This window comes from Humibacter albus DSM 18994 (assembly GCF_000421825.1).
In the GTDB taxonomy this organism is placed as follows: domain Bacteria; phylum Actinomycetota; class Actinomycetes; order Actinomycetales; family Microbacteriaceae; genus Humibacter; species Humibacter albus.
This window is the reverse complement of the sequence record NZ_ATXT01000013.1, coordinates 529,432-551,097: the sequence shown is the minus strand read 5'-3', so window position 1 is coordinate 551,097 and position 21,666 is coordinate 529,432. Positions and strand designations below refer to the sequence as shown.

Below are 21,666 nucleotides of genomic sequence, written 5' to 3'. Positions count from 1 at the left end.
CAGCGCGCTCACGAGGGTCTCGTCCCTAGACTTGAACGGTGAAACGCATTCCGGCCTGGCTCACCTACACGCTGTTGCGGCTGCTCTTCATCGCCGTGCCGTTGGCGGTGCTGCTGCTCATTCTGCCGGCTGACCTGTGGATCGTCTCCGCGGTGGCCGCCGTGGTCATCGGGTTCTGTCTGTCCTATCTGTTCCTGCGCACGTCGCGACAGGCCGTCGCCGATCAGCTGGCGGCGGCGAACAAGCGGGACCGCCGCAAGGCCGCGCCCGCGAAAGACGACGAGGTCGAAGACGCCGCGGTCGACGCCGCTGAGGCGTCTGATCCCGCTCCGAAGTCGAAGTAGCGCGGGCGGCTCGAGCCCCGCGCGACGAGGCTGCGCGAGGGGCAGCCGAAAGGGTCGGCGCGCAACCGGTCCGCGCACACGCAACCCGTCCCGCAAGGCGCCGGCACGCACGCCGCCGAACGCAACCGCCACACAGAGCCAGCCGCGCCGCGCCGGCCGGAAAGCCGCGCGCAAAACTTCACAGCGGTGACCAGGCCAGCGCGGCAGCGAAGAACGCAGCGTAGGCCAGGGCGCTGATCGACGTGAGCTGCAGCGCGAGGATCAGCTCCCGTGCGGTGCGGCCGAACAGTGTGATGATGACAGCCGGGATCGCGGCGACGAGGGTGAACATCCCGAGCCAGCCCAGCGTGTAGATCAGGCTGAACACGGCCAGGAATGCGAATGGCAGCAGCACGAAGATCGTGTACAGCGTGCGCGACCAGCCGCGTCCGATCAGCACGGCGAGAGTCCGCTTGCCTGCCTGACGATCGACGTCTATGTCGCGCAGGTTGTTGACCATGAGCACCGCGCACGCCAGTAACCCGACGGCGACCGCCGCGAACCAGGTGATCTGCGACACGTTGAGCACTTGTACGAACATGGTTCCGGCCGTCGCGACGAGCCCGAAGAACACGAAGACGAAGAGCTCGCCGAGGCCGTAATAGCCGTACGGATGCTTGCCGCCCGTGTAGAACCAGGCGGCGACGATTGCGACGGCCCCGACCGCGATGAGCCACCACTGCTGCGACGCCACCACGAGAAGCAGGCCGGCGACGGCGGCCAGGCCGAAGAACACGAGAGCGACCGCGAGCACGGCCCGAGGCTTGGCACGGCCGGAACCCGTGAGACGGCTCGGGCCGACGCGATAGGCATCCGTTCCGCGCACTCCGTCGGAATAGTCGTTCGCGTAGTTCACGCCGATCTGCAGGCAGAGCGCCACGACGAGGCAGAGGATGGCGCGAATCCAGTGGAAGACGCCGGGATCGCTCACGTCCACGGCGCCGCCCGTGCCCACCAGCACGGGCGCGATGGCGAGCGGCAGGGTGCGCAGGCGTGCGCCACCGATCCAGTCGCGTGCGGTCGCCGGCGCGACCGCCCCTCGTTTGCCGGCCGGATGGCCGCCCTTGCGCTTCGACTTCGGCAGGGACTTGTTGCGCGCGCTGCTACTCACAAGGGGGAATTTTAGAGGCGATTGAGATGAGAGCCTGACGAGTTCACTCGTCAGGCCGAATCGATTGAGCCTTTGAGTCGGCGAAGCCGCGATAGAGGCGATTGAGATGAGCGCCTGACGAGTTCACTCGTCGGGCCGAATCGATTGAGCCTATGAGCGGCGAAGCCGCGATAGAGGGTCACAATGAGGCGACGAGCGCCGCGAGCGTCACACGGTCCGGTTTGCCGGAGGGCAGCAGCGGCACGCGCTCCACTTCGAGCAATCGACCGGGCGCCGCGGCGTTGCCGAGCTCGCCCTGCACGAGTGCGCGCAACTCCTCCAGCCCGAGCGCGGCAGGAGCGGCGACCACGACCGCGGGCACTTGTCCCCACTCCTCGCTCACGGCCGGGACGACGACGGCCTCGCCGAATCCCGGATGCCTGCGTACGGCCGCCTGCACCGCGTCCAGCGACACCTTCTCGCCGCCGGAGATGATCACGTTGTCGGCGCGACCGGTCACGCGGACACGGCCGTCGGCATCCACAGTTCCGAGGTCACCGGTGCGATACCAGCGCACGCCGTCGTCGGTGTGGAACGCGGACTCCGTCAGAGGCGCGTCGAGTGCGCCCGAGGCATCCAGATAGCCCTCGGCGAGCACCGGGCCGGCGAGCTCGATGCGGCTGTCCAGGGCGCGCGCCCGCACGGTGCCGATCGGCGTGCCGTCGTAGACGCAGCCGCCTCCCGTCTCGCTCGAGCCGTAGGTGCGCACGATGTGCAGGCCGGCATCCAGCGCGCGATCCCGCAGGTCGGGCTGCAGCGCCTGACCGCCGATGAGAAGCGCGTCGAAGCGTCGGAGCGTGGTCAGCATACGGCTGTCGCCGGCGGAGACGGCGCCGAGCGCGGCATCCAGCAGCCGGGCGAGCTGCACGGGGACGAGCGAGGTGAAGCGTTGGTCGGAGTCGAGAGCGTCGGCCGCGGCGCAGAAGGTCGCCGGGTCGAAGTGGCCGGGCCGAAGGACGACCGGCTCGGTTTCCGCGACGATCGAGCGCACGAGCACGTTGGCTCCCGCGATGTAGTGCGTCGGCAGTGCGAGAACCCATCGGGCCGTGCCCGGCTCCTGCCCGCCGATCGCGCCGGCGGACGCGGCGGCGCTGGCCAGTAGAGCGTCCGCGCTGAGGGCGACGCGTTTCGGCGCGCCGGTCGAGCCCGAGGTCTCGACGACCAGCGCGACGTTCTGGGGAACGGATGCCGTCACATCCGCAGACCCTCCGGTCTGGCGCGGCAGCACCGCGGGGCCGTCCCCGGTCAGCGCGTCGCGGAGCGCCAGGTAGACGTCGCGCGCCTCGCCGGCATCGATCACGGAGAGCGGCTTCACCACTCCACGCTATGCCATGGCGCGAGAACAGCAGTGATCGCGCTCTCGCAGCCGAAACAGCAGGATTCCTGCTGTTTCAGACGACAGTTGCTGTTTTCGCAACGGGGCGACGCGGCAGTGGCACGGCGACGGGGCAGCGGTCAGAACTGCCAGGGGAACGGCGACCAGTCCGGGTCGCGCTTCTGAAGGAACGCGTCGCGTCCCTCGACCGCCTCGTCGGTGCCGTACGCCAGCCGAGTCGCCTCGCCGGCGAACACCTGCTGCCCCACCATCCCGTCGTCGACGGCATTGAACGCGAACTTCAGCATGCGGATGGCCGTGGGCGACTTGCCGAGGATCGTGCGCGCCCACGAGATGGCAGTCGTCTCCAGCTCGGCGTGCGGCACCACCGCGTTGACCGCGCCCATCTCATACGCGCGCTGCGCGGAGTACTCCTGGGCGAGGAAGAACACCTCTCGAGCGAACTTCTGGCCGATCTGGCGAGCGAAGTACGCACTGCCGTAACCGGCGTCGAACGAGCCGACATCGGCATCCGTCTGCTTGAACCTGCCATGCTCGGCGCTGGCGATCGTGAGGTCGCACACCACGTGCAGCGAGTGGCCGCCGCCGGCAGCCCAGCCCGGGACCACCGCGATGACGACCTTGGGCATGAAGCGGATGAGTCGCTGCACCTCCAGGATGTGCAGCCGTCCGACCGCACCGTGGCTCCCCGGTCGGTCGGCGGTGCCCCCGGCGCCGTCGATGATGGAGGTCTCGGAGTCCGAGTACTTGTACCCGTCGCGTCCGCGGATGCGCTGGTCGCCGCCGGAGCAGAACGCCCAGCCGCCGTCCTTCGGGCTCGGTCCGTTGCCCGTGAGCAGCACGACGCCGACCTGCGGGTTCTGGCGGGCGTCGTCCAGCGCCGTGTATAGCTCATCGACGGTGTGCGGCCGGAACGCGTTGCGCACCTCCGGTCGGTCGAAGGCGATACGCGCGATGCGGCCGTCGTTCGAGAGGTGGTAGGTGACGTCGGTGAACGCGGCGCCCACAGGCGCTTGCACCCACTCGCCCGCGTCGAACAGCTCGGATACCTGCTGGGTCATGGGTCAAGCCTAGGGACTGTCCCTGCCGGGGCGCTCCGGCCCGCGATTCCGGTTGGGCACCCGCTGTCACTCACCGCTCGATTCGACGATCTCGGGCTCGGGCACAGACATCGTGCTCAGCGATCGAGCACGGAACCTGTCAACGACGAAGAGCACCACGACGGCGGAGAGGCCGATCGCACCGGCGACCGTTCCCCAGAGGACGAGGGCGTTCAACCCGTCGATCGAAGCGGCGCGCGCGACGTGATCGAGCGCCGGCGCGACCGTCGAATAGCGCTGCGGAAGCTCGTGCACCAATCCTCGCCGCGGCGCGGCGCGTGATCGACAGCGACGGGTGGCAGCGACTCACCATCCGCCGCCTGGCCGCTGAACTCGGCGTCGGCGCTGCGACCGTCTATCACCACGTTCAGGACCGCGAGGACCTTCTGATCCAACTGCTCGACTCGTACGCGGACGAGTCGATGCGCACCCGTCTGCCGTCGGCTCCTCGCGAGCGCATCGTGGCCGCGACGATCGCCATCCACGACACGCTCGCTCACTGGCCGTGGGCGGCAGAGGTCGTCGCGGCCGATGGGTTCCTGGGTCGGCTGAGCGGCTCTGCCGTCGCCATGGTGGAGGCGATCGTGGCCGGTGCTGTCGAGTGCGGCGCGACACCGGCACAGGCGACGACGGTCTTCAGAAGCCTCTGGTACTACACCGTCGGCGAGATCCTCGTGCGTACACGCTCGGATTCGAGCGAGGCTGATCGCGAGGCCCGAGCACCCGCGTTCACCGACTTCGATCCCGAGGCGACACCGACGCTCGCCGCGATCGGGCCGCGGTGGCTGGAGTTCTCGGCGCGGGACACGTTCGCCGTGGGAGTGGACGCGTTCGTGGACGGCCTGCTGTCCCGTATCGCCGACGACGCCGGCTGACCCGCCGAGAGCGACAAGAAGTATGGGACGTCGGTGAGAGCTACGCGCCCAGCCACTCCCGCGCCGCGACCACCAGCGCCTGCACCCCGACCTCGAGCGTCGGATGGATCAGCGGGGCGAAGAACGGCGAGTGGTTCGACGGGATGTCGGCATCCGTCGTGCCATTGGCGAGGGCTTTCGTGAAGAGCTGCGGATCCAGTCCGCCGAGGAGCCAGTAGACGATCGGCACGCCGGCCGCCGTCGCCAGCGCTCCGACGTCCTCGCTGCCGGTGACGCGGCCGGGATCGATGACCCGCTCGGGTCCGAAAGCGGATCGGAACGCCCCGAGCACGCGCTCCGTGGCCGCCTCGTCGTTGTGCAGCACGGGGAACGAATCGGACAGCTCGATATCCGGCGCCTGCAGCGCACCGGATGCCGCCGCCTCCGCGTTCGCGATGCGGCCGATGGCGGAGACCACGCGGTCACGCACCTCCGTGTCGTAGGTGCGGATGTTGATGCCGAGCGTGGCATCCGGCGGGATGATGTTCACCTTGGTCCCGGCGTGCATGGTGCCGACCGTGACGACGGCGGTCTCCCCGCCCGCGACCTCGCGCGAGACGATGCCCTGCAACCGCATGACGGTGGCTGCCGCCATCACGACGGGGTCGATGGTGGATTCCGGACGGGACCCGTGGCCGCCCTTGCCGTGCAGCGTGATCATGACGTCGTCGGTCGCCGCGAAGGCCGGTCCGGCGTGAACGCCGACCACTCCGGCAGGCGCCGGTGCAACGTGCTGACCGAGCACGATGTCGGGCTTCGGAATCCGGTCGTACAGACCGTCGGCGATCATCTCGTTCGCGCCGGACCCGAGTTCCTCCGCCGGCTGGAAGAGCGCGACGACGGTGCCGCTCCACTCCGACCGCAACTCGGCGAGCGCCTCCGCGGCGCCGAGCAGGCAGGTGACGTGCACATCGTGTCCGCACGCGTGCATCACGGGAACGTCGTGGCCGTCCGGATCCGTTCCGTGCTCCGTGCTCGCGTACTCGAGGCCGGTCTCCTCGGCGACGGGAAGCGCGTCCATGTCCGCACGCAGCAGCACCACCGGCCCGTCGCCGTTGGTGAGAACGCCCACGACGCCAGTGCGTCCGATGCCCTCCGTGACGTCGAGGCCGAGTCCGCGCAGCGCATCGGCGAGGATCGAAGCCGTGCGGTGCTCCTGATACGACACCTCCGGATGCCGGTGCAGATCCGTGTAGATCGCTTCAAGGTCGAGTGCCATCGTCATTCCTCCGCGGCGGGTAGAGCTGAACGGGTCGCCCGTCGTTTCAGCGACTACGCCCAGTCTGCCCGGAACACTGAGCCCGGAACACCCCTGCGAGATCGTCTCTCTCCGTCCCCGTCACTGACCTGAACACCTCTTCCACAGTTCGCTCTGTGCGGACGCTTCCGCCTGCGCCACCCGGATACCTTCGCTGGCAGATTCGCGCGTCTGCACGGAGAATGGAGGCATGTACGTGTCCGTCGAGACGCTCGCAACGGTGATCAGCTTCGCCGGTTTGCTGGTCGCGCTCGCGGGCGGATTCGGTTGGATGATTCGACGCTCGGACGCACAGTTCCGAGAGCTCGGTGCCAGGATAGACGCGCAAAGCGTCAGGATCGACGCGCAAGGCGCCAGGATCGAGGCACAGGGTATCCGCCTCGATGAACGGATCGACGCACAAGGCATCCGCCACGACGCGAAGTTCGCCCAGCTCGAGGCGAAGATCGAGGAGCAAGCCGCCCGGCTCGACGCGAAGATCGGCGAACAAGCCGCCCGGCTCGACGCCAAGATCGACGAACAGGGCCGTGTTCTGGGGTCGAAGCTGGACGTCCAGACGCGGGAGCTCATCGAGGTGAAGATCGCCGTGGCACGGCTCGAGGGTCCCCGCCCCCACATCGTCCCGGCCCGCTGACACGCTGGCTGACACAGCGCACCGAGACCGGCACACTGGTACCCATGCACCACGCGCGCTCCGCACTCTCCGAGGCGGACCTTCCACCGCTGGCCGACGTTCTCGCGGAGACGAGGGTCGTAGCACTTCCGATGGTCACGAGATTCCGCGGCATCACCGTGCGCGAGGCCCTGCTGACCCGCGGACCCCGTGGATGGACGGAGTTCTCGCCGTTCTTCGAATACGACGACGAGGAGGCGGCCGCCTGGCTCGCCGCCGCTCTCGACTTCGGGTGGGGCGAGGATCCGGAGATCCTGCGCGACAGCATTCCGGTCAACGCCACGGTCCCCTCCGTTGCCGCAGCGGACGTCGCAGCCGTGCTGGCTCGCTACCCGGGCTGCCGCACGGCGAAGGTCAAGGTGGCCGAGCCCGGCCAGCAACTCGCGGATGACATCGCCCGCGTCGCTGCCGTGCGCGATGTGCTCGGACCGGAGGGGAGAATCCGGGTCGACGCGAACGCGCTGTGGAACGTGGACGAGGCCGAGCACGCCATCCACGCACTGGCGCCGTACGACCTCGAATACGTCGAGCAGCCGTGCCCGACCGTGGAGGATCTCGCCGAGGTGCGCCGCCGTGTGAAGTACATGGGCATCCCGGTCGCGGCGGACGAGAGCGTGCGCAAGGCGTCCGATCCGCTGGCCGTCGCGCGAGCCGGCGCGGCGGACGTGCTGATCGTGAAGGCGCAGCCGCTGGGCGGCATCCGCTCCGCGCTCGAGATCACCGCGCTGGCCGGACTGCCGGTCGTCGTCTCGAGCGCGATCGACACCTCGGTGGGCCTCGCCATGGGGGCGATGCTGGCGGCAGCCGTTCCACGGCTCGACTACGACTGCGGTCTCGGCACTGCCGCGCTGCTGCGAGCGGATGTCACGCGAGAGCCGCTCACGCCGGTCGACGGCGCCATTCCGGTGCGTCGTGTCGACGTCGACGAGGCGCTCCTCGCCGAGCACGCCGCGGATGCCGACCGTCGGGACTGGTGGCTCGCCCGCCTCGAACGCACCTACCGCGTGCTCGAGTCGCGCGCTGCGTCCGGCCGCGGAGCCTGACGCTTCGGCTGCCGGGACTCCGGACCTTTCGCTGCTCGAACGGACCTTTCTCTGCTGGGAATGTCGGTAGTGCGTGGGAGGTTGTCCTGCACACGCGGCAACGGCGCCGGTCGATCACGACGGGACGAGATCCCGTCCTCGAAGGGACCAGCGCATGACCGCAGTCGACGCCACACCCCGCACCACCGGCATCCCGGCACAGGATGGACGCGCCCGTCGCCGCACGGCGCTCGCGTTCTGGACTGCCGCCGCCGTCATCGTCGTTGCTCTGTGGGCCAGCGGATCCCCTGCCATGGTCTATCCGCTGTATGAACGCGTGTGGCAGCTCTCTCCCGCCATCACGACGTCGGTCTTCGCCGTGTATCCGGTGGTGCTCATCCTGGCGCTGCTGCTCCTCGGCGACCTCTCGGATCACATCGGGCGGCGCACGGCGATCCTCGCCGGACTCGCGTCGATCTTCATCGGCGTGCTCGTCTTCGCACTGGCACCGAACGTGGAATGGCTCTTCGTAGGGCGGGTGTTCCAAGGCCTCGGCGTCGGACTCTCGCTGAGCCCGGCTGGCGCCGCCCTCGTGGAACTCGATCGAACCGGCAAGCGCGCCAGCAGTGTCAACACGGTGGCGATCGCTATCGGCCTCACGCTGGCCACGGTCGTCGGCGGACTGCTCGTGCAGTACGGCCCAGCGCCCCGTGCGCTCACCTTCTGGGTGCTGCTCGGAGTGGTCGTGCTCGTCGCGGCCGCCGCACTCTTCCTGCCCCGGCACGTGCGCGACGAGTCGCTCGCGCCGTGGCGACCGCGTCCCATCCGCGTACCGAAGGCGATCCGTGGCATCCTCGCCATCGCGGCATTCGCGATCACGCTGAACTTCGCCGTCGGCTCGGTGTTCATCTCGCTGGGCGCGCAGATCGCCAAGGACGTGCTGCACACCGACAACGCACTGATCGCCGGTGCGGTGCTCGCCATCGGCTCGGCGGTCAGCGGCGTCGTCTCCATCGCATTGCGACGGATCCCCGCGCGCACGGCGGCCGTCACCGGAGGCATCGTCGGAGCATTGGCCGTGATCGCCCTCGTTGCCAGCGCCTACGAGTCCTCGCTGCCGCTCTTCATCGTGGCCTCGTTGCTGTTCGGCGGGGCGAGCGCCTTGCTGTTCCTCGGCGGTCTCGGGTTGATCGCGGCGAATGCCGCACCGCACCACCGGGCCGGAACGCTGTCGATGGCGTACCTGTTCGCGTACGTCGGGCAGGTGCTGACATCGGTCGGGCTCGGCGTGCTCGCCACCGCGCTCGGACTTCGTCGAGGACTCGACATCGTGGGCCCGGTGCTGCTGGTGCTCGCGGTCGTGACGATCGTGGTGGCGGCTGTCGCGGGGCGCCGTGCGGTGCCGAGGCGTAGCGGGATGCTGAGCGCATCCGCCCCCATGGCACCGGTGAGGTCGGACGCCCCGACCTGCCCGACCCCCGCCATCGAGTAGGAGTTGCAGAGCCCTTCGACTCGCTGTGCTCGCTCAGGGAGTTCGGGGGGCACGCGACCTTCGACTCGCTCCGCTCGCTCAGGGAGCTCGCGTCAGGAGGTCAGGCCGCTGTAGGAGTGCAGGCCGTGGAAGAAGACGTTCACGACGCCGAAGTTGAACATCACCGCGCTGAAGCCGATGAGCGCCAGCCAGGCGGAACGCGTGCCGCGCCAGCCACGGGTCGCCCGCGCGTGGATGTAGCCGGCGTAGATGACCCAGACGATGAACGTCCAGACCTCCTTGGTGTCCCAACCCCAGTAGCGGCCCCAGGCCTTCTCCGCCCAGATAGCTCCGGCGATGAGGGTGAACGTCCAGGCGATGAAGCCGACGATGTTGATGCGGTACGCGAGGTTCTCGAGCGTGTCGGACTTGGGCAACGTCGCGAGGAAGCGCAGTCGCGTGGGCTTGTCCGCTGCGACCCGATGCTCGCGGCGCACCTGTGCCAGCTGCGCCACCGACAGCGCGAAGCCGAGGGCGAAGAACGCGGTCGCAACGATCGCGACCAGGATGTGGATGACGAGCCAGTACGACTGCAACGCCGGCGGCAGCGGTACCACCGGCACGTAGTACTTGGTGGTGGCGATCATCAACAGAATGCACACCAGGCCCAGCACGAACGTGCCCAGATACTTCAGATCGAACCGCAGGTTCGCCAGCAGGAAGATGCCGACGATGACGAGCGTGCCCGTCATCGAGAACTCCCACATGTTGGCCCACGGCACGCGACCGGCGGCGATGCCACGGCCCGCGTCGGCGAGCACGTGGAAGCCGAAGCCGGTGATCGTGAGGATCATCGCGACGCGCAGGCTCGTCGACATGGCGGCGCCGGTGTGCACGTCGCCCTCGATGCGCTCGCTGATCCGCGCGACGGCGCTGCCCCGCCCGCTGCGCGTGGCGGTGGCCGTCGCGGTAGCGGTGGCCGAGCCGCCCGACGCGGACTGAGCGGACGTCGAGACGGAGGAAGCGGCATCCACGACCCCGTCGCCGTCGGCCTCGACGAACACCAGGTCCTCGGCGGCTGCCGTGCGACGGGAGACCGCGCTCGGCACGGACTCGGGAATGGTCGCGCGCGCGCTCCTTCGTGCCAGATCGAGCGCGAACGCGATGAACGCACAGGCGTACAGGCCCATGGTCACGTAAATGAAGATCTGCGAGAGAGTGTCGAACACGATGGGTGAATCCTACTTCGACTTCGGGGCCGCGGGCCCGGTGGAACGCCCGGTCAACTGGGCGATGTGACGGTCGGCTATGGATGCCACGGCGTCGTTCAACCGCGGATCCTCACCACGTGCGAGCCCCGCGTACTCCAGTCGCAGTGACCCGTCAGGCTGGGTGATGGCCTTCACCCACATGCGCCGCCGCGGCACGAACAACGAGGTGAGCAGTCCGCCGAGCACCAGAATGGCGAACAGCAGCACCCAGCCCTGCGTCGGGTCGTGGTGGATGTCGAGGCTGGCGAACCGGTCGACACCGTCGAACGTGACGGTGCCGAGGCCGTTCGGCAGCGCTTTGGTCTGGCCCGGCTTGAGGTCGATGGCCTTCGCCTTCGCGCCGGGACCGGCGATCTGCGTGAGGTGATCGATGTCGAGCGAGTACACCGACACCGGAACGCCGTCATCGAGACCGAGGTTCCCCGTGTAGACCGTGAGACCGAGCAGCGGGTTGCGCGTATCCGGATAGCTGGATGCGTACGCGCCGGTCGACAGCTTCTTCGCGGTCGGGTAGAAGAAGCCGATCATGCCGATCTGCTTCTTCAGCCCGTCCGGCACCTTGACGACGCCTTGCGATGTCATGGCGGCATCCTGCGACGGGAACGGCACGGCGTCGTGGAACACCGCCTTGCCCTGCGCGTTGCGCACGGTGATGACGGGGGCGTACCCGTTGCCGAGCAGATAGACGTTCGTGCCGCCGATGCCGAGCGGCTCGTTCACCTTGATGACCTTCTTGCTCGTCACGCCGTTCTGCACGGCAGTGACGTCCGCCGTGTAGTCCAGCGGAGACCCGAGCGCGTTCTTGTTCTTCGACTCGTACTTCACCGTGAGCGAGTTCAGCGTGAGCGAGTACGGAGACAGCGATCCCGTGTCGACGAACCGCCCGGGGTTGAACGAGTCGTAGTTGACGAGCGTGTTCACGAAGGACTGCCCGCTCACCACGATGCGCTGGCCCGTATAGCTGAAGCCGCCGCCGACGCCGACTGCGATCAGAATGCCGACCAGCGCCGCGTGGAACAGGATGTTGCCGGTCTCACGCAGGTAACCGCGCTCGGCCGATACCGAGGCATCCCGAGCGGTCTCCACCACCACCGTGCGGTACCCGGATGCCTTCAGCAGCTTCTGCGCCGACGCGATCGCCGCCTGCCGCGCGGCCTGCGCGTTCGCCGAGACGCCGTCGGCCGAGACGCCCTTCAGGATGCGGATGCGGAAGCCCGCCATGCGCTGCAGCCGGGCGGGCGTGCGCGGTGGCTGAGCGCGCAGGGAGTCGATGTGATGTTTGAGGCGCGGCAGAACGCATCCGACCAGCGAGACGAACAGCAGCAGGTAGATGGCGGAGAACCACACCGACGTGTATGTGTCGAACACCTGCAGCTTGTCGAGGATCGGGTAGAGCACCGGGTGCTGGGTCTTCCACGTCACGACGCCGTTCGGGTCGGCGACATGCTGGGGCACGAGCGAGCCGGGCACCGCGGCGACCGCGAGCAGCAGCAGGAGGAACAGCGCGGTGCGCATGCTCGTCAACTGGCGCCACATCCACCGCAGCCAGCCCAGCACGCCGAGCCGCGGCTGGGTGACCTCGTCGGCATCCGCATCGTCCACGTGACCGTCGGGCCTGCTGTCGATGCGCGCGCGCTTGCGGTCGGTTGCCTCGTCCGCTCGCTTCTCGGCGTTCTCGGCGGTGGCGGTGTTCTTCACTGTCTCGTTCTCTGCAGGCTTGTTCTGTGCGTTCGTGCTGTCGCCGACGTCTTTCCGAAGCGCGCCGGCCCCCACGGAGTCGTCGGGCACGATGTCGCCGGGAACGATGTCGGTGTCAGAGGGCTGTTCCAAAACTGGGGATCACCCCCGCCAACGCGATGATCCATTGGTTCCACACGCCGGTCACCATGAGGATGCCGATGGCGATCAGCAGCGCGCCGCCGACGATGTTGACGACACGGATGTGCCGGCGCACGAACGCGACGGCTCCTGACGCCCAACCGAGTCCGAGCGCGATCAGCACGAACGGCACGCCCAGGCCGAGCGCGTAGAAGAGGGCGAGCACCGCGCCCTGCCACGCCGAGCCGCTGGAGTAGCTCATGGTCGTGATCGCGGCGAGCGTCGGCCCGGTGCACGGGCTCCAGCCGATCGCGAAGATGATGCCGAGCAGCGGAGCGCCTGCGAGCCCGGTGAAGGGGCGCCACTGCGGCTTGAACGTGCGCTGCAAGAAGGTGAACTGGCCGACGAAGACGAGGCCGAGCACGATCAGCACGACGCCCGCGATGCGCGTGATGAGATCGCGCCACTGGATCATCCAGAATCCGAGAGCTCCGAACACGAAACCGGTCAGCACGAATACGGCGGCGAAGCCGAGCACGAAGAGCGCGACGCCGAGCACGAGCCGGTTGCGGCCCGCGCGGTCGAGGCGGGTTCGGCGCGAGCCGGCCCTCGCGCTCGCGGAGTCGACGACGGCCGCAGCCGCCGCCGAGTCTCCGGTGAAGCCTCCGATGTACGCCAGATATCCCGGCACCAGGGGCAGGATGCACGGCGAGGCGAACGAGACCAGTCCGGCCAGCAGCGCAATGGGCACGGTGAGCAGCAGCGGTGCCGACAGAACGAAGTTCTCGATGCCCACCCGGATCACTTGCTCTCGTCGAGCGAGCTGTCGATGAGCGTGGTCAGCGTCGAGGGCTGCACGGCGATGTCGCCGGCGATGCGCGCGGCGATACGGCCCTTGCGGTCCATGACGAACGTGGTGGGCGTGGCGTTCGGGCGCATGGACCCGCTGAAGGCGAGCTGCACGGCCCCGCCGTCGACATCCAGGATCGACGGGTAGCCCACCTTGAACCTGGCGTCGTACGCCTTCGCGGTGGCCGCGTCATCACGGGTGTTCACCCCGATGAACGTCACGCCCTTCGAGGCGTACTCGCTGGAGATCTTCGCGAGGTCGGATGCCTCGGCGCGGCACGGCGGGCATCCCGCGTACCAGAAGTTCACTACCAGCACGTCGCCGAGCGCGGACTTCGACGAGAACGTCGTGCCGTCCTCGGTCTCGCCGGAGAACGTGACCGGGTCAGCGCGCTTCGACGGCGCCACTTCGGTGACTCCGCTGCCGGCGATGTAGTTCTTGTCATCGCCCGACGTGTACTGCTTGGCCAGCGCGTCGTTCGCGCAGCCGCTGAGCAGCCCTCCGACGGCGAGCGCTGCGACGAGGCCGGCGAGCACGCGCCGGCGACCTGTGACGATCCTCACACTGCCCCCACGTCCGTGGAGTGGGCGGCGAGCGACGAGGCGGGATCGGCGTAGCCGACCTCGACGAGTTCGCCGTTCACGCGCTCGAAGGTGGTGATGCTCGACAGGAAGCACCGGCGTTCGCGCGGGTCGTGCATGAACCGCTCGCCCGCGACCGAGAGGTGGGTGACCCAGATCGGCAGCTGATGGCCCACGAGCACCACATCGCGCGGGCCGTTCGCAGCCGCGCTCGTGTCGTCGGCGACGCTGTCGAACGCGTCGTGCACGGCGGCGAGCATCCGCTGTTCGATCGAGCGGTAGGACTCGCCCCAGCTGGGCCGCAGTGGGTTGATCATCCGCGGCCAGTTGATCGGGTTGCGCAGCGCGCGCGACATCACGGATCCCTCGAAATGGTTGGCGCCCTCGATGAGGCGGGCATCGGTTTCGACCTCGCGCCCGAACGCGGACGCGATGGGCGCCGCTGACTCCTGGGTGCGCTGCAGCGGCGACGCGATCACTGCCGCCACGGCGCGATCGCGTGCCACGAGGTCGTCGGCCGCGGCCTGCGCCATGCGGTGACCGAGCTCGGAAAGGTGGAAGCCGGGCATCCTGCCATAGAGGATGCCCTCGGGGTTGTGCACCTCGCCGTGGCGAACGAGATGCACCTGGGAAGCTGCCACCCTGCCAGTGTACGGAGCCGGGATCGGTGAATTCGCCGAGAACGGGGGCCGTACTCCGGCTCTCGCCTCGCCCCACTGCACTCGAACGGCTCTGTCTACCACCGCGCGCGACGGCATTCTCGTGCACTCGCGTGGGGTGTCGCGCGCATCCGGGTCGAAGAAGGGGCGCGGTAAGCGTACGGTCGGGGAGGAACGGGGGTGGCGGATGCCCAGCCAGACTTGGGACGACGTGCGCGCGCTCGCGCTCGCCTTGCCCGACACCGACGAGACCACGAGCTGGGGCCACGCGTTCTGGCGCGTGCACGGCACCGGCTTCGTCTGGGAGCGCCCACTCCGCAAGACGGATCTGGCCGCGCTCGGCATCACTGCACAGCCGGGACCGGTGCTGGGCGCGAAGGTCGACGACGAGGCGACGAAGTTCGCGCTCATCGAAGATGTCCCCTCGGTCTTCTTCACCACACCGCACTTCGACGGCTACGCCTCGGTGCTCGTGCGGCTCGACGTGGTGTCCGCGCGCCTGCTCGGAGAGATCGTGACGGATGCCTGGCTCGCCGTCGCACCCGAGAAGCTCGCGGATGCGTGGCGTACGGAGCATCCGGACTGACGCGTGTCGGCGTACGGCGGAGCCGACGTCGCGGATCCACGTCTCCCACCCCTCGCATAAACTCTTCTGGTGACTTCCCGCATCCTCGTCAAGAACCTCGCCGCCCGTGAAGACGGCCCCGTGACCGTCTCCGGATGGGTCGAAACCGTGCGGGACCAGAAGAAGGTGCAGTTCGTCGTGCTGCGCGACGAGTCGGGTGACGTGCAGCTCGTGCACCCGCGCACGGCGGCGCCCGCGACCGAGGTGGTCGAGGCATCCGCTGACGTTCCCGTCGGCGTGAGCGTGACGGATGACATCGCCGAGACCATCTCGTCCCTCACCCTCGGCTCGTTCGTCACCGTCACCGGAGACCTGAAGCACGACGAGCGCGTGAAGCTCGGCGGCATCGAGGTGAAGGTGAGCTCGCTCACGGTCGAGACCTACGCGCATCCGGAACTCCCGATCGCCGCGGACTCGAGCCTGGACAAGCGGCTCGACTGGCGCTTCATCGACCTGCGGCAGCGCAAGAACAACCTGATCTTCCGCATCCAGACCACGCTCGAGCACGCGTGGCGCACGTGGTGGATCGACAACGGCTTCGTCGAGCTGCACACGCCGAGCTTCATGGCGACGCCCTCGGAGTCGCGCGCCGAGCTGTTCCAGCTCGACTACTTCGACCTCGGCACCGCGTACCTGGCGCAGAGCCCGCAGCACTTCAAGCAGATGGCGCAGGCAGCCGGCTTCGGCAGAGTGTTCGCCATCACGCCGGTCTTCCGCGCCGACCCGTCGTTCACCTCGCGCCACGCGACCGAGTTCACGTCGGTCGACGCAGAGATGAGTTGGATCGACTCCCACGAAGACGTCATGGCGATGCAGGAGCAGCTGCTGGTCGCCGGCCTCGCCGCCGTGAAGGAGAAGCACGGTGACGAGATCCGTGAGGCCTTCGACCTGGAGTTCGAGGTGCCGAGCACGCCGTTCCCGCGCATCCCGCTCGCCGAGGCGCACGGGATCGTGAAGCAGCGCGGCTACACCGTGCCGCGGGCGGACGGCGACATGGACCCCGAGGGCGAGCGCCAGATCTCCGCCTACGTCAAGGAGACGTACGGCCACGACTTCGTGTTCCTCACCGACTACCCGCTGTCGATCCGGCCGTTCTACCACATGGTCGACGAGCAGACCGGGCTCACCAAGAGCTACGACCTCATCTACAACGGCGTCGAGATCACCACGGGCGCGCAGCGCGAGCACCGCATCGACGTGCTCGAGGCCCAGGCCGTGCAGAAGGGTCTCGAGCTCGAGGGGCTGGAGTCTTACCTCGACTTCTTCAAGTTCGGCATCCCACCGCACGGCGGCTTCGGCATGGGCCTCGCCCGCGTGCTGATGCTGCTGCTCGGCGAGCAGTCGATCCGTGAGGTCAGCTACCTGTTCCGCGGTCCGACCCGCCTGAAGCCGTAGGGGCAGTCGGGGCGCCTACGCGAACGCGGCGGGGTCGTAGTACGTGACCTTGGATGCCCACCCGTGCGGCATCAAGAGGTCGCCCCACTCCTCGCGCACGGCCTCCGAATCGAAGCTCACGTCGACCCGTTCGCGCCACCGACCGTCTGCCATCTGCTGCAGCGTCGCCTCCCACGTGACTCCCGGCGTCTGCTTGGCCTGCAGGCGCAGATGCAGGCCGATCCCGCGCTCCCGGGCCAACAGCGTGAGCAGCCCGCGGTACACGGATGCCCGGCCCACCTCCTGAAACCACGGCCGCAGGCTGCGCACCAGCACGTCCGCGCTCCACAGGATCGTCGTCGGAAAGCCGGTGCGCGACTGGTAGATGTCGACCGCGATCACGCCTGGCACCCGGCGCAACGTGGTGCGCAACTGGTCGCGCGTGACGCCGTCGTCGACGGTGGAGTGCAGATAGATCGGTACGGCCGGTCTCGGTACATCCACACCCGAACGGCGGGCCGCGAAGTCGGCAATGGTCTGCCGCTGGCCGAAGAACGGCCGCACTGCGGTGACGTACTCGGCGACCTCCGGCGACGGCGGCTCGCTCTCGAGGGATCCGGCGGTCTCCGCGTAGCTCGGCGAGTGGTGCGTCACCGCGATGCGGTAGCCGCGCGGCAGGGGCGGTCCGGCTTTGACGGTGAGCCACTCGGCGGCATCCTTCGCGCCCCGCTTCGCCCGTTCGACGATGATCGGGTTCTCCCGGCCCTCGAGCCGCGGCACGCTGTCGAGCACGTGCTCGAGTGAGAGCACGCGAGTGGTGTCGGGCAGCCGGTAGCGCCCGACCGGCGACCCTGCCGTGATGAGGTGCGTGACGGTGAAGCCCTCGCGCCGGGACAGATCGGCGAGTTGGGTCGCCACCATCCCGCCCAGGCTGAACCCCGCCAGCAGGACCGGCTCTCCGGCGCGGATATCCACCTGTCGCATCGCCTGCACGGCCGCCCGCGTCAGCGACGTCTCATGCATGGAGAGCGCGACGAAGTCGGCGGTGAGATCGTTGGGCGCGCGCCCGGCACGCGGGTGCCAGGTCTGCGTGCTCGGAAGCTGCACGATCCAGCGGCGGCCGGGACGGGCATCCGCGGCGGAACGCGCATCGGCGGCCGAGTCGTCGTCGACGGCGACGATGCGGATGACGGCGACATCCGCGCGGTCATCGAGGTCGGGGTCTCCCAGATCGTCGATCTCGCGCTGCGAGATGAACAACTCGCGCATCCCGGCGATGCGCGTGCGGCGCATCGCCGTGAGCGCAAGCCCCGGCAGGCCGAGCACGTCGGGATAGGGGCCGAGCCGCAGACCGGAAAAGTGCTGCGGTGCGTTCCAGGTCGCCGCGGCCGGCCGGAACTCGTTGGACGACGACGGGTCCCGCCACCACTGCAGGAAGTCGGCACGCTGCGGGAAACGTTCGTGCAGGAATCGGTCGTACGGCATGACGGACACCTCGTGCCCGTCATCGAAGTAGCCGAAGTTGCTGCCGATCCCGACGAGTTTGGCCTCCAGGCCCGGCACGTTGAACACCGCGATGTAGGGGCGTGCGCGCAAGCGGGGCACCACGACGCCGACGAGAGAAGCGAGCAGCGCGAGCGGGGCGAAGAGGAAGCCGGCGGTGCGGGCAGTCAGGCCGATGACGCGCGGGAGCGTCGATACCCAGGCATCGTTGACATCGACCGCACGGCCGCTCTTGTTCAACGGTGGACGCAGCACGAACGGATACGGCCGGTTCCGCAGGCCGCGAGCGAGGTACCACGCCCAGTCCCCGACCGTGAGAACGACCCAGACGAGCCCCCGCACGATCCAGGCCGCGATCGCGAGCACGACCAGCGCGAGACCCAGCACGAGCAGCACCGCCGACGCGATCACCACGAGAACGGTCAGTCCGGCCCATCCCCACGGGCGGCGGGGCCGGCGCATCCAGGGCGGCAGCTGCGGGGCAGGAGTCTGCTCCGTGTCGACCTCGGGGGCGCTCATGCGACTCGGGATCCGAGCGGCACGACGGCCTCGACGCGCTCGACGCCGGCGCGCGCGGTGCACAGACGCTCGACCGGCCACGTGGGCGTGCCGGCGCGGTGACCGGACGCACGATGCGAGGGAACGGCATCCGGATTCATGCGCACCAGCTTAGGGATGACCGGTGACGCCTCGACCGTGTCGATGCGCACCCGTCTGGTTCGGGTACCGTCGGTACGATCGACGCATGCCGACGACGACCGACCTGGTGAGCATTCCCGCGGGCGACTACCTGATGGGATCCGACCGGTTCTACGCCGACGAGGGTCCGGTGCACCGCGTGCACGTTGACGCGTTCGAGCTCGAGAAGCACCCCGTGACGAATGCCCAGTTCGCCGAGTTCGTGGCCGACACCGGCTACATCACGATGGCCGAACGTCCCTTGGATCCTGCGGACTTCCCGGGAGCCGATCCTGCAGACCTCGTCCCGGGTGGGTTGGTCTTCCAGCCCACGAATGGTCCGGTGGACTTGCGCGACTGGCGCAACTGGTGGACGTGGGGCGCGGGCGCGAGCTGGCGGCATCCGTTCGGGGCGGAGTCGTCGATCGAGGGCCGCGCAGAGCACCCGGTCGTGCAGATCGCCTTCGAGGATGCCCGCGCCTACGCCGCGTGGGCCGGCCGCCGGCTGCCGACGGAGGAGGAGTGGGAGTACGCCGCGCGAGGCGGCGCGGACGGCCGCACCTACGCCTGGGGTGAGGAGCCGCAGCTCGACGGACGCCTGATGGCCAACACCTGGCAGGGCCGCTTCCCCTACGTCAACACGGGCGCCGAAGGCTGGGTCGGTACCTCACCGGTCGGCACATTCCCCCCGAACGACTACGGGCTTCTCGACATGATCGGCAACGTGTGGGAGTGGACGACGAGCTACTACGCGCCGCGCCACGACGTCGCCGCGACGCGCACGCTCGGGCTGACCGACGTGAGTGGGGCCGGACACGGCGAGAACGCACACGACGAGCACGATCACGCGTCGCACGACCAGGGCCATCACCACGATCACGATCATCACGATGCCGAGGCGGACGCGGCAGACGCCGCGTGCCACGGCGGAGACTCCTGTGCGTGCAGTCCCAGCGGATCGATGCGGCCGCAGCCGGCATCGGCGCACGTCGGCGACGTTGGCGACCCCACCATCGATGCCCGCGAGGACGCCCGCCGCGCCGCGAGCGCTGAGCCCGGCTCGAGCATCCCCCGGCGCGCGCTCAAGGGCGGATCGCACCTCTGCGCGCCCGAATACTGCCTGCGCTACCGCCCGGCGGCCCGCTCTCCCGAGGCCGAGGACTCCTCGACGACGCACATCGGGTTCCGCTGCGCCCTCTGATCCGGCTGCGAAGGACGCCGACTCAGATCGTGTGATCGACTCCGGCGCGGCCGACCGTGTTGGCACGCACGAAGGCGACCACCTCCTGGTGCACGGGATGCGTGATGTAGGCCTGGAGGGCATCCTCGTCATCGAACTCCGAGACGAGCACGACATCGTAGTTGTCAGCTCCGCCCGCATCGTTGACGCCGACCTCGAACGAGCGGATCACGTCGATCTGCGACGGCAGGGCCAGCAGCCGGTCGCGGAACTCGGCCGTCACCGCGGCGCGCTCCTCGTCGGTGTCGCCTGCCACCTTCCACATCACCACGTGCCGCAGCGTCATCGTTCCGTCCTTCCGGCTCACCTGTCCGGGCCGATCGTAGCGGGTGGCGCGCTCGAGCCGCGTCATCGAGACGGTGCTGTCCGAGTGCTCGACGACCGCCTGGTCGCCTCCGGCGCGCAGGTAGCGCCTCCGAGGCGAAGGAACGCGTCAGCGCGCGAGCCGTTCCTTCAGTGCCGCTGTCAGACGCGCCTTGTCGACGTGCCAGTACGTGTGCTGGCGCCCGTCGATGAGCACCACCGGAATCTCCTCGGCGTACTTGTCGAACAGGTCCGGCTCGTCGAGGATCGAGCGCTCCTCGAGCACGATGCGCGAGCCGCCCTGGTTCTCAGACGCGCCACCCTCGAGACCGACGGTCACGTCGCGGATCGCCTCCCGCGCGTCGTCGCAGAGGTGGCAGCCTGGTTTGCCGATGAGGGTCAGCTGGATGTTCGACACGGCATCCAGCGTATGCCGCGTGCACGTGCGGCGAACCGCACCTCGAACTCGTGGAACGGGGGGTTCACCGAGGGCGAGGTCCGCTCTTCACTCCGAACGTGCCTCATCGCGGCTGGCGCACTCACCGGCGCCGGCGCGCTCCCCGGTGCGCTCCTCCGGGCACGCGAAAAGCGCCGGGCGAACCCGGCGCTTTCTTGGTGCGCTACTTCTTGTTGCGACGCTGGTGGCGAGTCTTGCGAAGCAGCTTGCGGTGCTTCTTCTTCGCCATGCGCTTGCGGCGCTTCTTGATAACCGAACCCACAAAGACCTCACAAAGTTTTCCGGGATGCTGCGCGGCGCGCGGCAGCACGGTCGCCCAGTCTACCATCCGCCGGGAGCCCGGCCGCCCGAACCCGCTCGGTGTGCCGCCCGCTCGGTGTGCCGCCCGCTCGGTGTGCCGCCCGCTCGGTCGGCAGCCCGCTCGAGTCAATCCCCCGGGTCAGCAACCCGCTTCGTTCAGCGCTTGCGCTTGGGGCGAACGCGGTCGACGACGTTCGAGACGCGATGGCTCGTGTCGGCGAACACCTTGCCCATTTGCTCCGCAAACCCCTTCGTCTCGTCTTTCAGGCCGGCCACCACCGCGCTCACATCGATGTCGGCGATGTCGAAGTCCCCGCCGACGAGCGGCATCAGCCAGTCCTCGATCTCCTCCAGTGGCGCCACGTCGATGCGATAGAAGCGGTGCTGTCCCTCCTCGCGCACGACGACGAGCCCGGCACCGCGCAGCACCTTGAGGTGTTTGGAGACGGTCGGCTGGCTGAGCTCGAGGCCGGCGACGATCTGCGAGACGCTGACCTCACCGCTCTCCGTCGCTTCGGACGCGTCGTGCAGCACACGAAGAATGTCGCGCCGTGTGGCATCCGCGACGATGTCAAAGATGTCCGGCATGAACCCAGGGTACTTGTCCGGTGCCGAGGGCACCATGCCGATGGTGGCATCCATCGCGCCCCTGCATGCCGCCCGCGGCACGCGAGGCGAAGCCGTCCGACTCGGATGGCCG

Annotated in this window: 24 protein-coding genes; 8 read left to right on the top strand and 16 right to left on the bottom strand. The window is 68.8% G+C overall.

From position 1 onward, the window contains the following. The first annotated feature begins 38 nt into the window (after window positions 1–38). A complete protein-coding gene (locus tag H623_RS18465) occupies window positions 39–344 on the top strand; it encodes a DUF4229 domain-containing protein (RefSeq protein WP_022900279.1) in 306 nt (101 codons plus the stop codon). 178 nt (window positions 345–522) lie between these two features. Here the strand turns inward: H623_RS18465 and H623_RS0107245 are convergent, their stop codons facing one another. The 4 genes from H623_RS0107245 to H623_RS0107230 all read right to left on the bottom strand — a co-directional run bounded on the left by H623_RS0107245 (window position 523) and on the right by H623_RS0107230 (window position 4,224). Next, window positions 523–1,494, bottom strand: a complete 972-nt coding sequence (locus H623_RS0107245; protein ID WP_022900278.1) for a 1,4-dihydroxy-2-naphthoate polyprenyltransferase — start codon at window positions 1,492–1,494, stop codon at window positions 523–525. Window positions 1,495–1,672: 178 nt separating this feature from the next. Next, a complete protein-coding gene (locus H623_RS0107240; RefSeq protein ID WP_157560900.1) occupies window positions 1,673–2,848 on the bottom strand; it encodes an AMP-binding protein in 1,176 nt (391 codons plus the stop codon). Window positions 2,849–2,988: 140 nt separating this feature from the next. Then, window positions 2,989–3,930 carry a 1,4-dihydroxy-2-naphthoyl-CoA synthase gene (locus H623_RS0107235; RefSeq protein ID WP_022900276.1) on the bottom strand — a complete coding sequence of 314 codons (942 nt, stop codon included), beginning with the start codon at window positions 3,928–3,930 and terminating at the stop codon, window positions 2,989–2,991. A gap of 66 nt (window positions 3,931–3,996) precedes the next feature. Next, the gene (locus tag H623_RS0107230) at window positions 3,997–4,224 is read right to left on the bottom strand and encodes a hypothetical protein (protein WP_026940053.1); all 228 of its coding nucleotides are present in this window, start codon (window positions 4,222–4,224) and stop codon (window positions 3,997–3,999) included. Between the two features lie 2 nt (window positions 4,225–4,226). Here H623_RS0107230 and H623_RS0107225 point away from each other — a divergent pair, with 2 nt between their 5' ends. Then, complete coding sequence (locus H623_RS0107225) at window positions 4,227–4,844, top strand: TetR/AcrR family transcriptional regulator (protein WP_026940052.1); 618 nt, start codon at window positions 4,227–4,229, stop codon at window positions 4,842–4,844. 40 nt (window positions 4,845–4,884) lie between these two features. Here the strand turns inward: H623_RS0107225 and H623_RS0107220 are convergent, their stop codons facing one another. Beyond that, window positions 4,885–6,102, bottom strand: a complete 1,218-nt coding sequence (locus H623_RS0107220) for an amidohydrolase (protein ID WP_022900273.1) — start codon at window positions 6,100–6,102, stop codon at window positions 4,885–4,887. Window positions 6,103–6,331: 229 nt separating this feature from the next. Here H623_RS0107220 and H623_RS0107215 point away from each other — a divergent pair, with 229 nt between their 5' ends. The 3 genes from H623_RS0107215 (at window position 6,332) to H623_RS0107205 (ending at window position 9,328) form a co-directional block, all read left to right on the top strand. Further along, window positions 6,332–6,775: a hypothetical protein gene (locus H623_RS0107215; protein WP_022900272.1), complete on the top strand. Its 444-nt coding sequence runs from the start codon at window positions 6,332–6,334 to the stop codon at window positions 6,773–6,775. Window positions 6,776–6,819: 44 nt separating this feature from the next. Further along, complete coding sequence (locus tag H623_RS0107210) at window positions 6,820–7,857, top strand: o-succinylbenzoate synthase (RefSeq protein ID WP_022900271.1); 1,038 nt, start codon at window positions 6,820–6,822, stop codon at window positions 7,855–7,857. A gap of 154 nt (window positions 7,858–8,011) precedes the next feature. Next, complete coding sequence (locus H623_RS0107205; protein WP_022900270.1) at window positions 8,012–9,328, top strand: MFS transporter; 1,317 nt, start codon at window positions 8,012–8,014, stop codon at window positions 9,326–9,328. Between the two features lie 92 nt (window positions 9,329–9,420). Here the strand turns inward: H623_RS0107205 and ccsB are convergent, their stop codons facing one another. From ccsB to H623_RS0107180, 5 genes are all read right to left on the bottom strand, one after another. After that, window positions 9,421–10,497: a c-type cytochrome biogenesis protein CcsB gene (gene ccsB / locus H623_RS0107200; RefSeq protein ID WP_051143149.1), complete on the bottom strand. Its 1,077-nt coding sequence runs from the start codon at window positions 10,495–10,497 to the stop codon at window positions 9,421–9,423. A gap of 51 nt (window positions 10,498–10,548) precedes the next feature. After that, entirely contained in the window at window positions 10,549–12,204 is a 1,656-nt protein-coding gene (resB, locus tag H623_RS18460) for a cytochrome c biogenesis protein ResB (RefSeq protein WP_033371584.1), read from the bottom strand. A gap of 187 nt (window positions 12,205–12,391) precedes the next feature. Next, window positions 12,392–13,192: a cytochrome c biogenesis CcdA family protein gene (locus H623_RS0107190; RefSeq protein WP_026940050.1), complete on the bottom strand. Its 801-nt coding sequence runs from the start codon at window positions 13,190–13,192 to the stop codon at window positions 12,392–12,394. A 5-nt stretch (window positions 13,193–13,197) separates the two neighbouring features. Next, the gene (locus H623_RS0107185) at window positions 13,198–13,809 is read right to left on the bottom strand and encodes a TlpA disulfide reductase family protein (RefSeq protein ID WP_022900266.1); all 612 of its coding nucleotides are present in this window, start codon (window positions 13,807–13,809) and stop codon (window positions 13,198–13,200) included. Further along, a complete protein-coding gene (locus H623_RS0107180) occupies window positions 13,806–14,468 on the bottom strand; it encodes a histidine phosphatase family protein (protein WP_022900265.1) in 663 nt (220 codons plus the stop codon). Before H623_RS0107180 ends, H623_RS0107185 begins: the two co-directional genes overlap by 4 nt. 205 nt (window positions 14,469–14,673) lie before the next feature. Here H623_RS0107180 and H623_RS0107175 point away from each other — a divergent pair, with 205 nt between their 5' ends. Further along, window positions 14,674–15,072: an MmcQ/YjbR family DNA-binding protein gene (locus H623_RS0107175; protein ID WP_022900264.1), complete on the top strand. Its 399-nt coding sequence runs from the start codon at window positions 14,674–14,676 to the stop codon at window positions 15,070–15,072. 69 nt (window positions 15,073–15,141) lie between these two features. Further along, entirely contained in the window at window positions 15,142–16,506 is a 1,365-nt protein-coding gene (gene aspS / locus H623_RS0107170) for an aspartate--tRNA(Asn) ligase (protein ID WP_022900263.1), read from the top strand. Between the two features lie 15 nt (window positions 16,507–16,521). On the opposite strand, the gene H623_RS18455 is transcribed toward aspS, so the two are convergent. Then, window positions 16,522–18,507: a thioesterase domain-containing protein gene (locus H623_RS18455; protein WP_022900262.1), complete on the bottom strand. Its 1,986-nt coding sequence runs from the start codon at window positions 18,505–18,507 to the stop codon at window positions 16,522–16,524. Further along, entirely contained in the window at window positions 18,504–18,698 is a 195-nt protein-coding gene (locus H623_RS0107160) for a hypothetical protein (RefSeq protein WP_022900261.1), read from the bottom strand. The genes H623_RS18455 and H623_RS0107160 overlap by 4 nt, the downstream gene beginning before the upstream one ends. Before the next feature lie 35 nt (window positions 18,699–18,733). On the opposite strand from H623_RS0107160, the gene H623_RS21695 reads away from it, so the two are divergent. Then, complete coding sequence (locus H623_RS21695) at window positions 18,734–19,867, top strand: formylglycine-generating enzyme family protein (RefSeq protein ID WP_022900260.1); 1,134 nt, start codon at window positions 18,734–18,736, stop codon at window positions 19,865–19,867. Window positions 19,868–19,889: 22 nt separating this feature from the next. On the opposite strand, the gene H623_RS0107150 is transcribed toward H623_RS21695, so the two are convergent. The 4 genes from H623_RS0107150 to H623_RS0107135 all read right to left on the bottom strand — a co-directional run bounded on the left by H623_RS0107150 (window position 19,890) and on the right by H623_RS0107135 (window position 21,554). Beyond that, window positions 19,890–20,192 (bottom strand): Dabb family protein, encoded by a 303-nt coding sequence (locus H623_RS0107150; protein WP_026940049.1) that lies wholly within the window; start codon window positions 20,190–20,192, stop codon window positions 19,890–19,892. Window positions 20,193–20,339: 147 nt separating this feature from the next. After that, a complete protein-coding gene (locus H623_RS0107145) occupies window positions 20,340–20,627 on the bottom strand; it encodes a glutaredoxin family protein (RefSeq protein ID WP_022900258.1) in 288 nt (95 codons plus the stop codon). Window positions 20,628–20,829: 202 nt separating this feature from the next. After that, entirely contained in the window at window positions 20,830–20,928 is a 99-nt protein-coding gene (locus H623_RS21390; RefSeq protein WP_003792170.1) for a 30S ribosomal protein bS22, read from the bottom strand. Window positions 20,929–21,122: 194 nt separating this feature from the next. After that, window positions 21,123–21,554 (bottom strand): ArsR/SmtB family transcription factor, encoded by a 432-nt coding sequence (locus tag H623_RS0107135; protein ID WP_026940048.1) that lies wholly within the window; start codon window positions 21,552–21,554, stop codon window positions 21,123–21,125. Between the last annotated feature and the right edge of the window lie 112 nt (window positions 21,555–21,666).

Coding starts and splice junctions, on each gene's coding strand:
- ccsB (WP_051143149.1), bottom strand. CDS start 10,497: ATGGGCCTGTACGCCTGTGCGTTCATCGCGTTCGCGCTCGATCTGGCA.
- H623_RS0107215 (WP_022900272.1), top strand. CDS start 6,332: ATGTACGTGTCCGTCGAGACGCTCGCAACGGTGATCAGCTTCGCCGGT.
- H623_RS0107210 (WP_022900271.1), top strand. CDS start 6,820: ATGCACCACGCGCGCTCCGCACTCTCCGAGGCGGACCTTCCACCGCTG.
- H623_RS0107235 (WP_022900276.1), bottom strand. CDS start 3,930: ATGACCCAGCAGGTATCCGAGCTGTTCGACGCGGGCGAGTGGGTGCAA.
- H623_RS0107205 (WP_022900270.1), top strand. CDS start 8,012: ATGACCGCAGTCGACGCCACACCCCGCACCACCGGCATCCCGGCACAG.
- H623_RS0107220 (WP_022900273.1), bottom strand. CDS start 6,102: ATGGCACTCGACCTTGAAGCGATCTACACGGATCTGCACCGGCATCCG.
- H623_RS21695 (WP_022900260.1), top strand. CDS start 18,734: ATGCCGACGACGACCGACCTGGTGAGCATTCCCGCGGGCGACTACCTG.
- H623_RS0107150 (WP_026940049.1), bottom strand. CDS start 20,192: ATGACGCTGCGGCACGTGGTGATGTGGAAGGTGGCAGGCGACACCGAC.
- H623_RS0107175 (WP_022900264.1), top strand. CDS start 14,674: ATGCCCAGCCAGACTTGGGACGACGTGCGCGCGCTCGCGCTCGCCTTG.
- H623_RS18455 (WP_022900262.1), bottom strand. CDS start 18,507: ATGAGCGCCCCCGAGGTCGACACGGAGCAGACTCCTGCCCCGCAGCTG.
- H623_RS0107135 (WP_026940048.1), bottom strand. CDS start 21,554: ATGCCGGACATCTTTGACATCGTCGCGGATGCCACACGGCGCGACATT.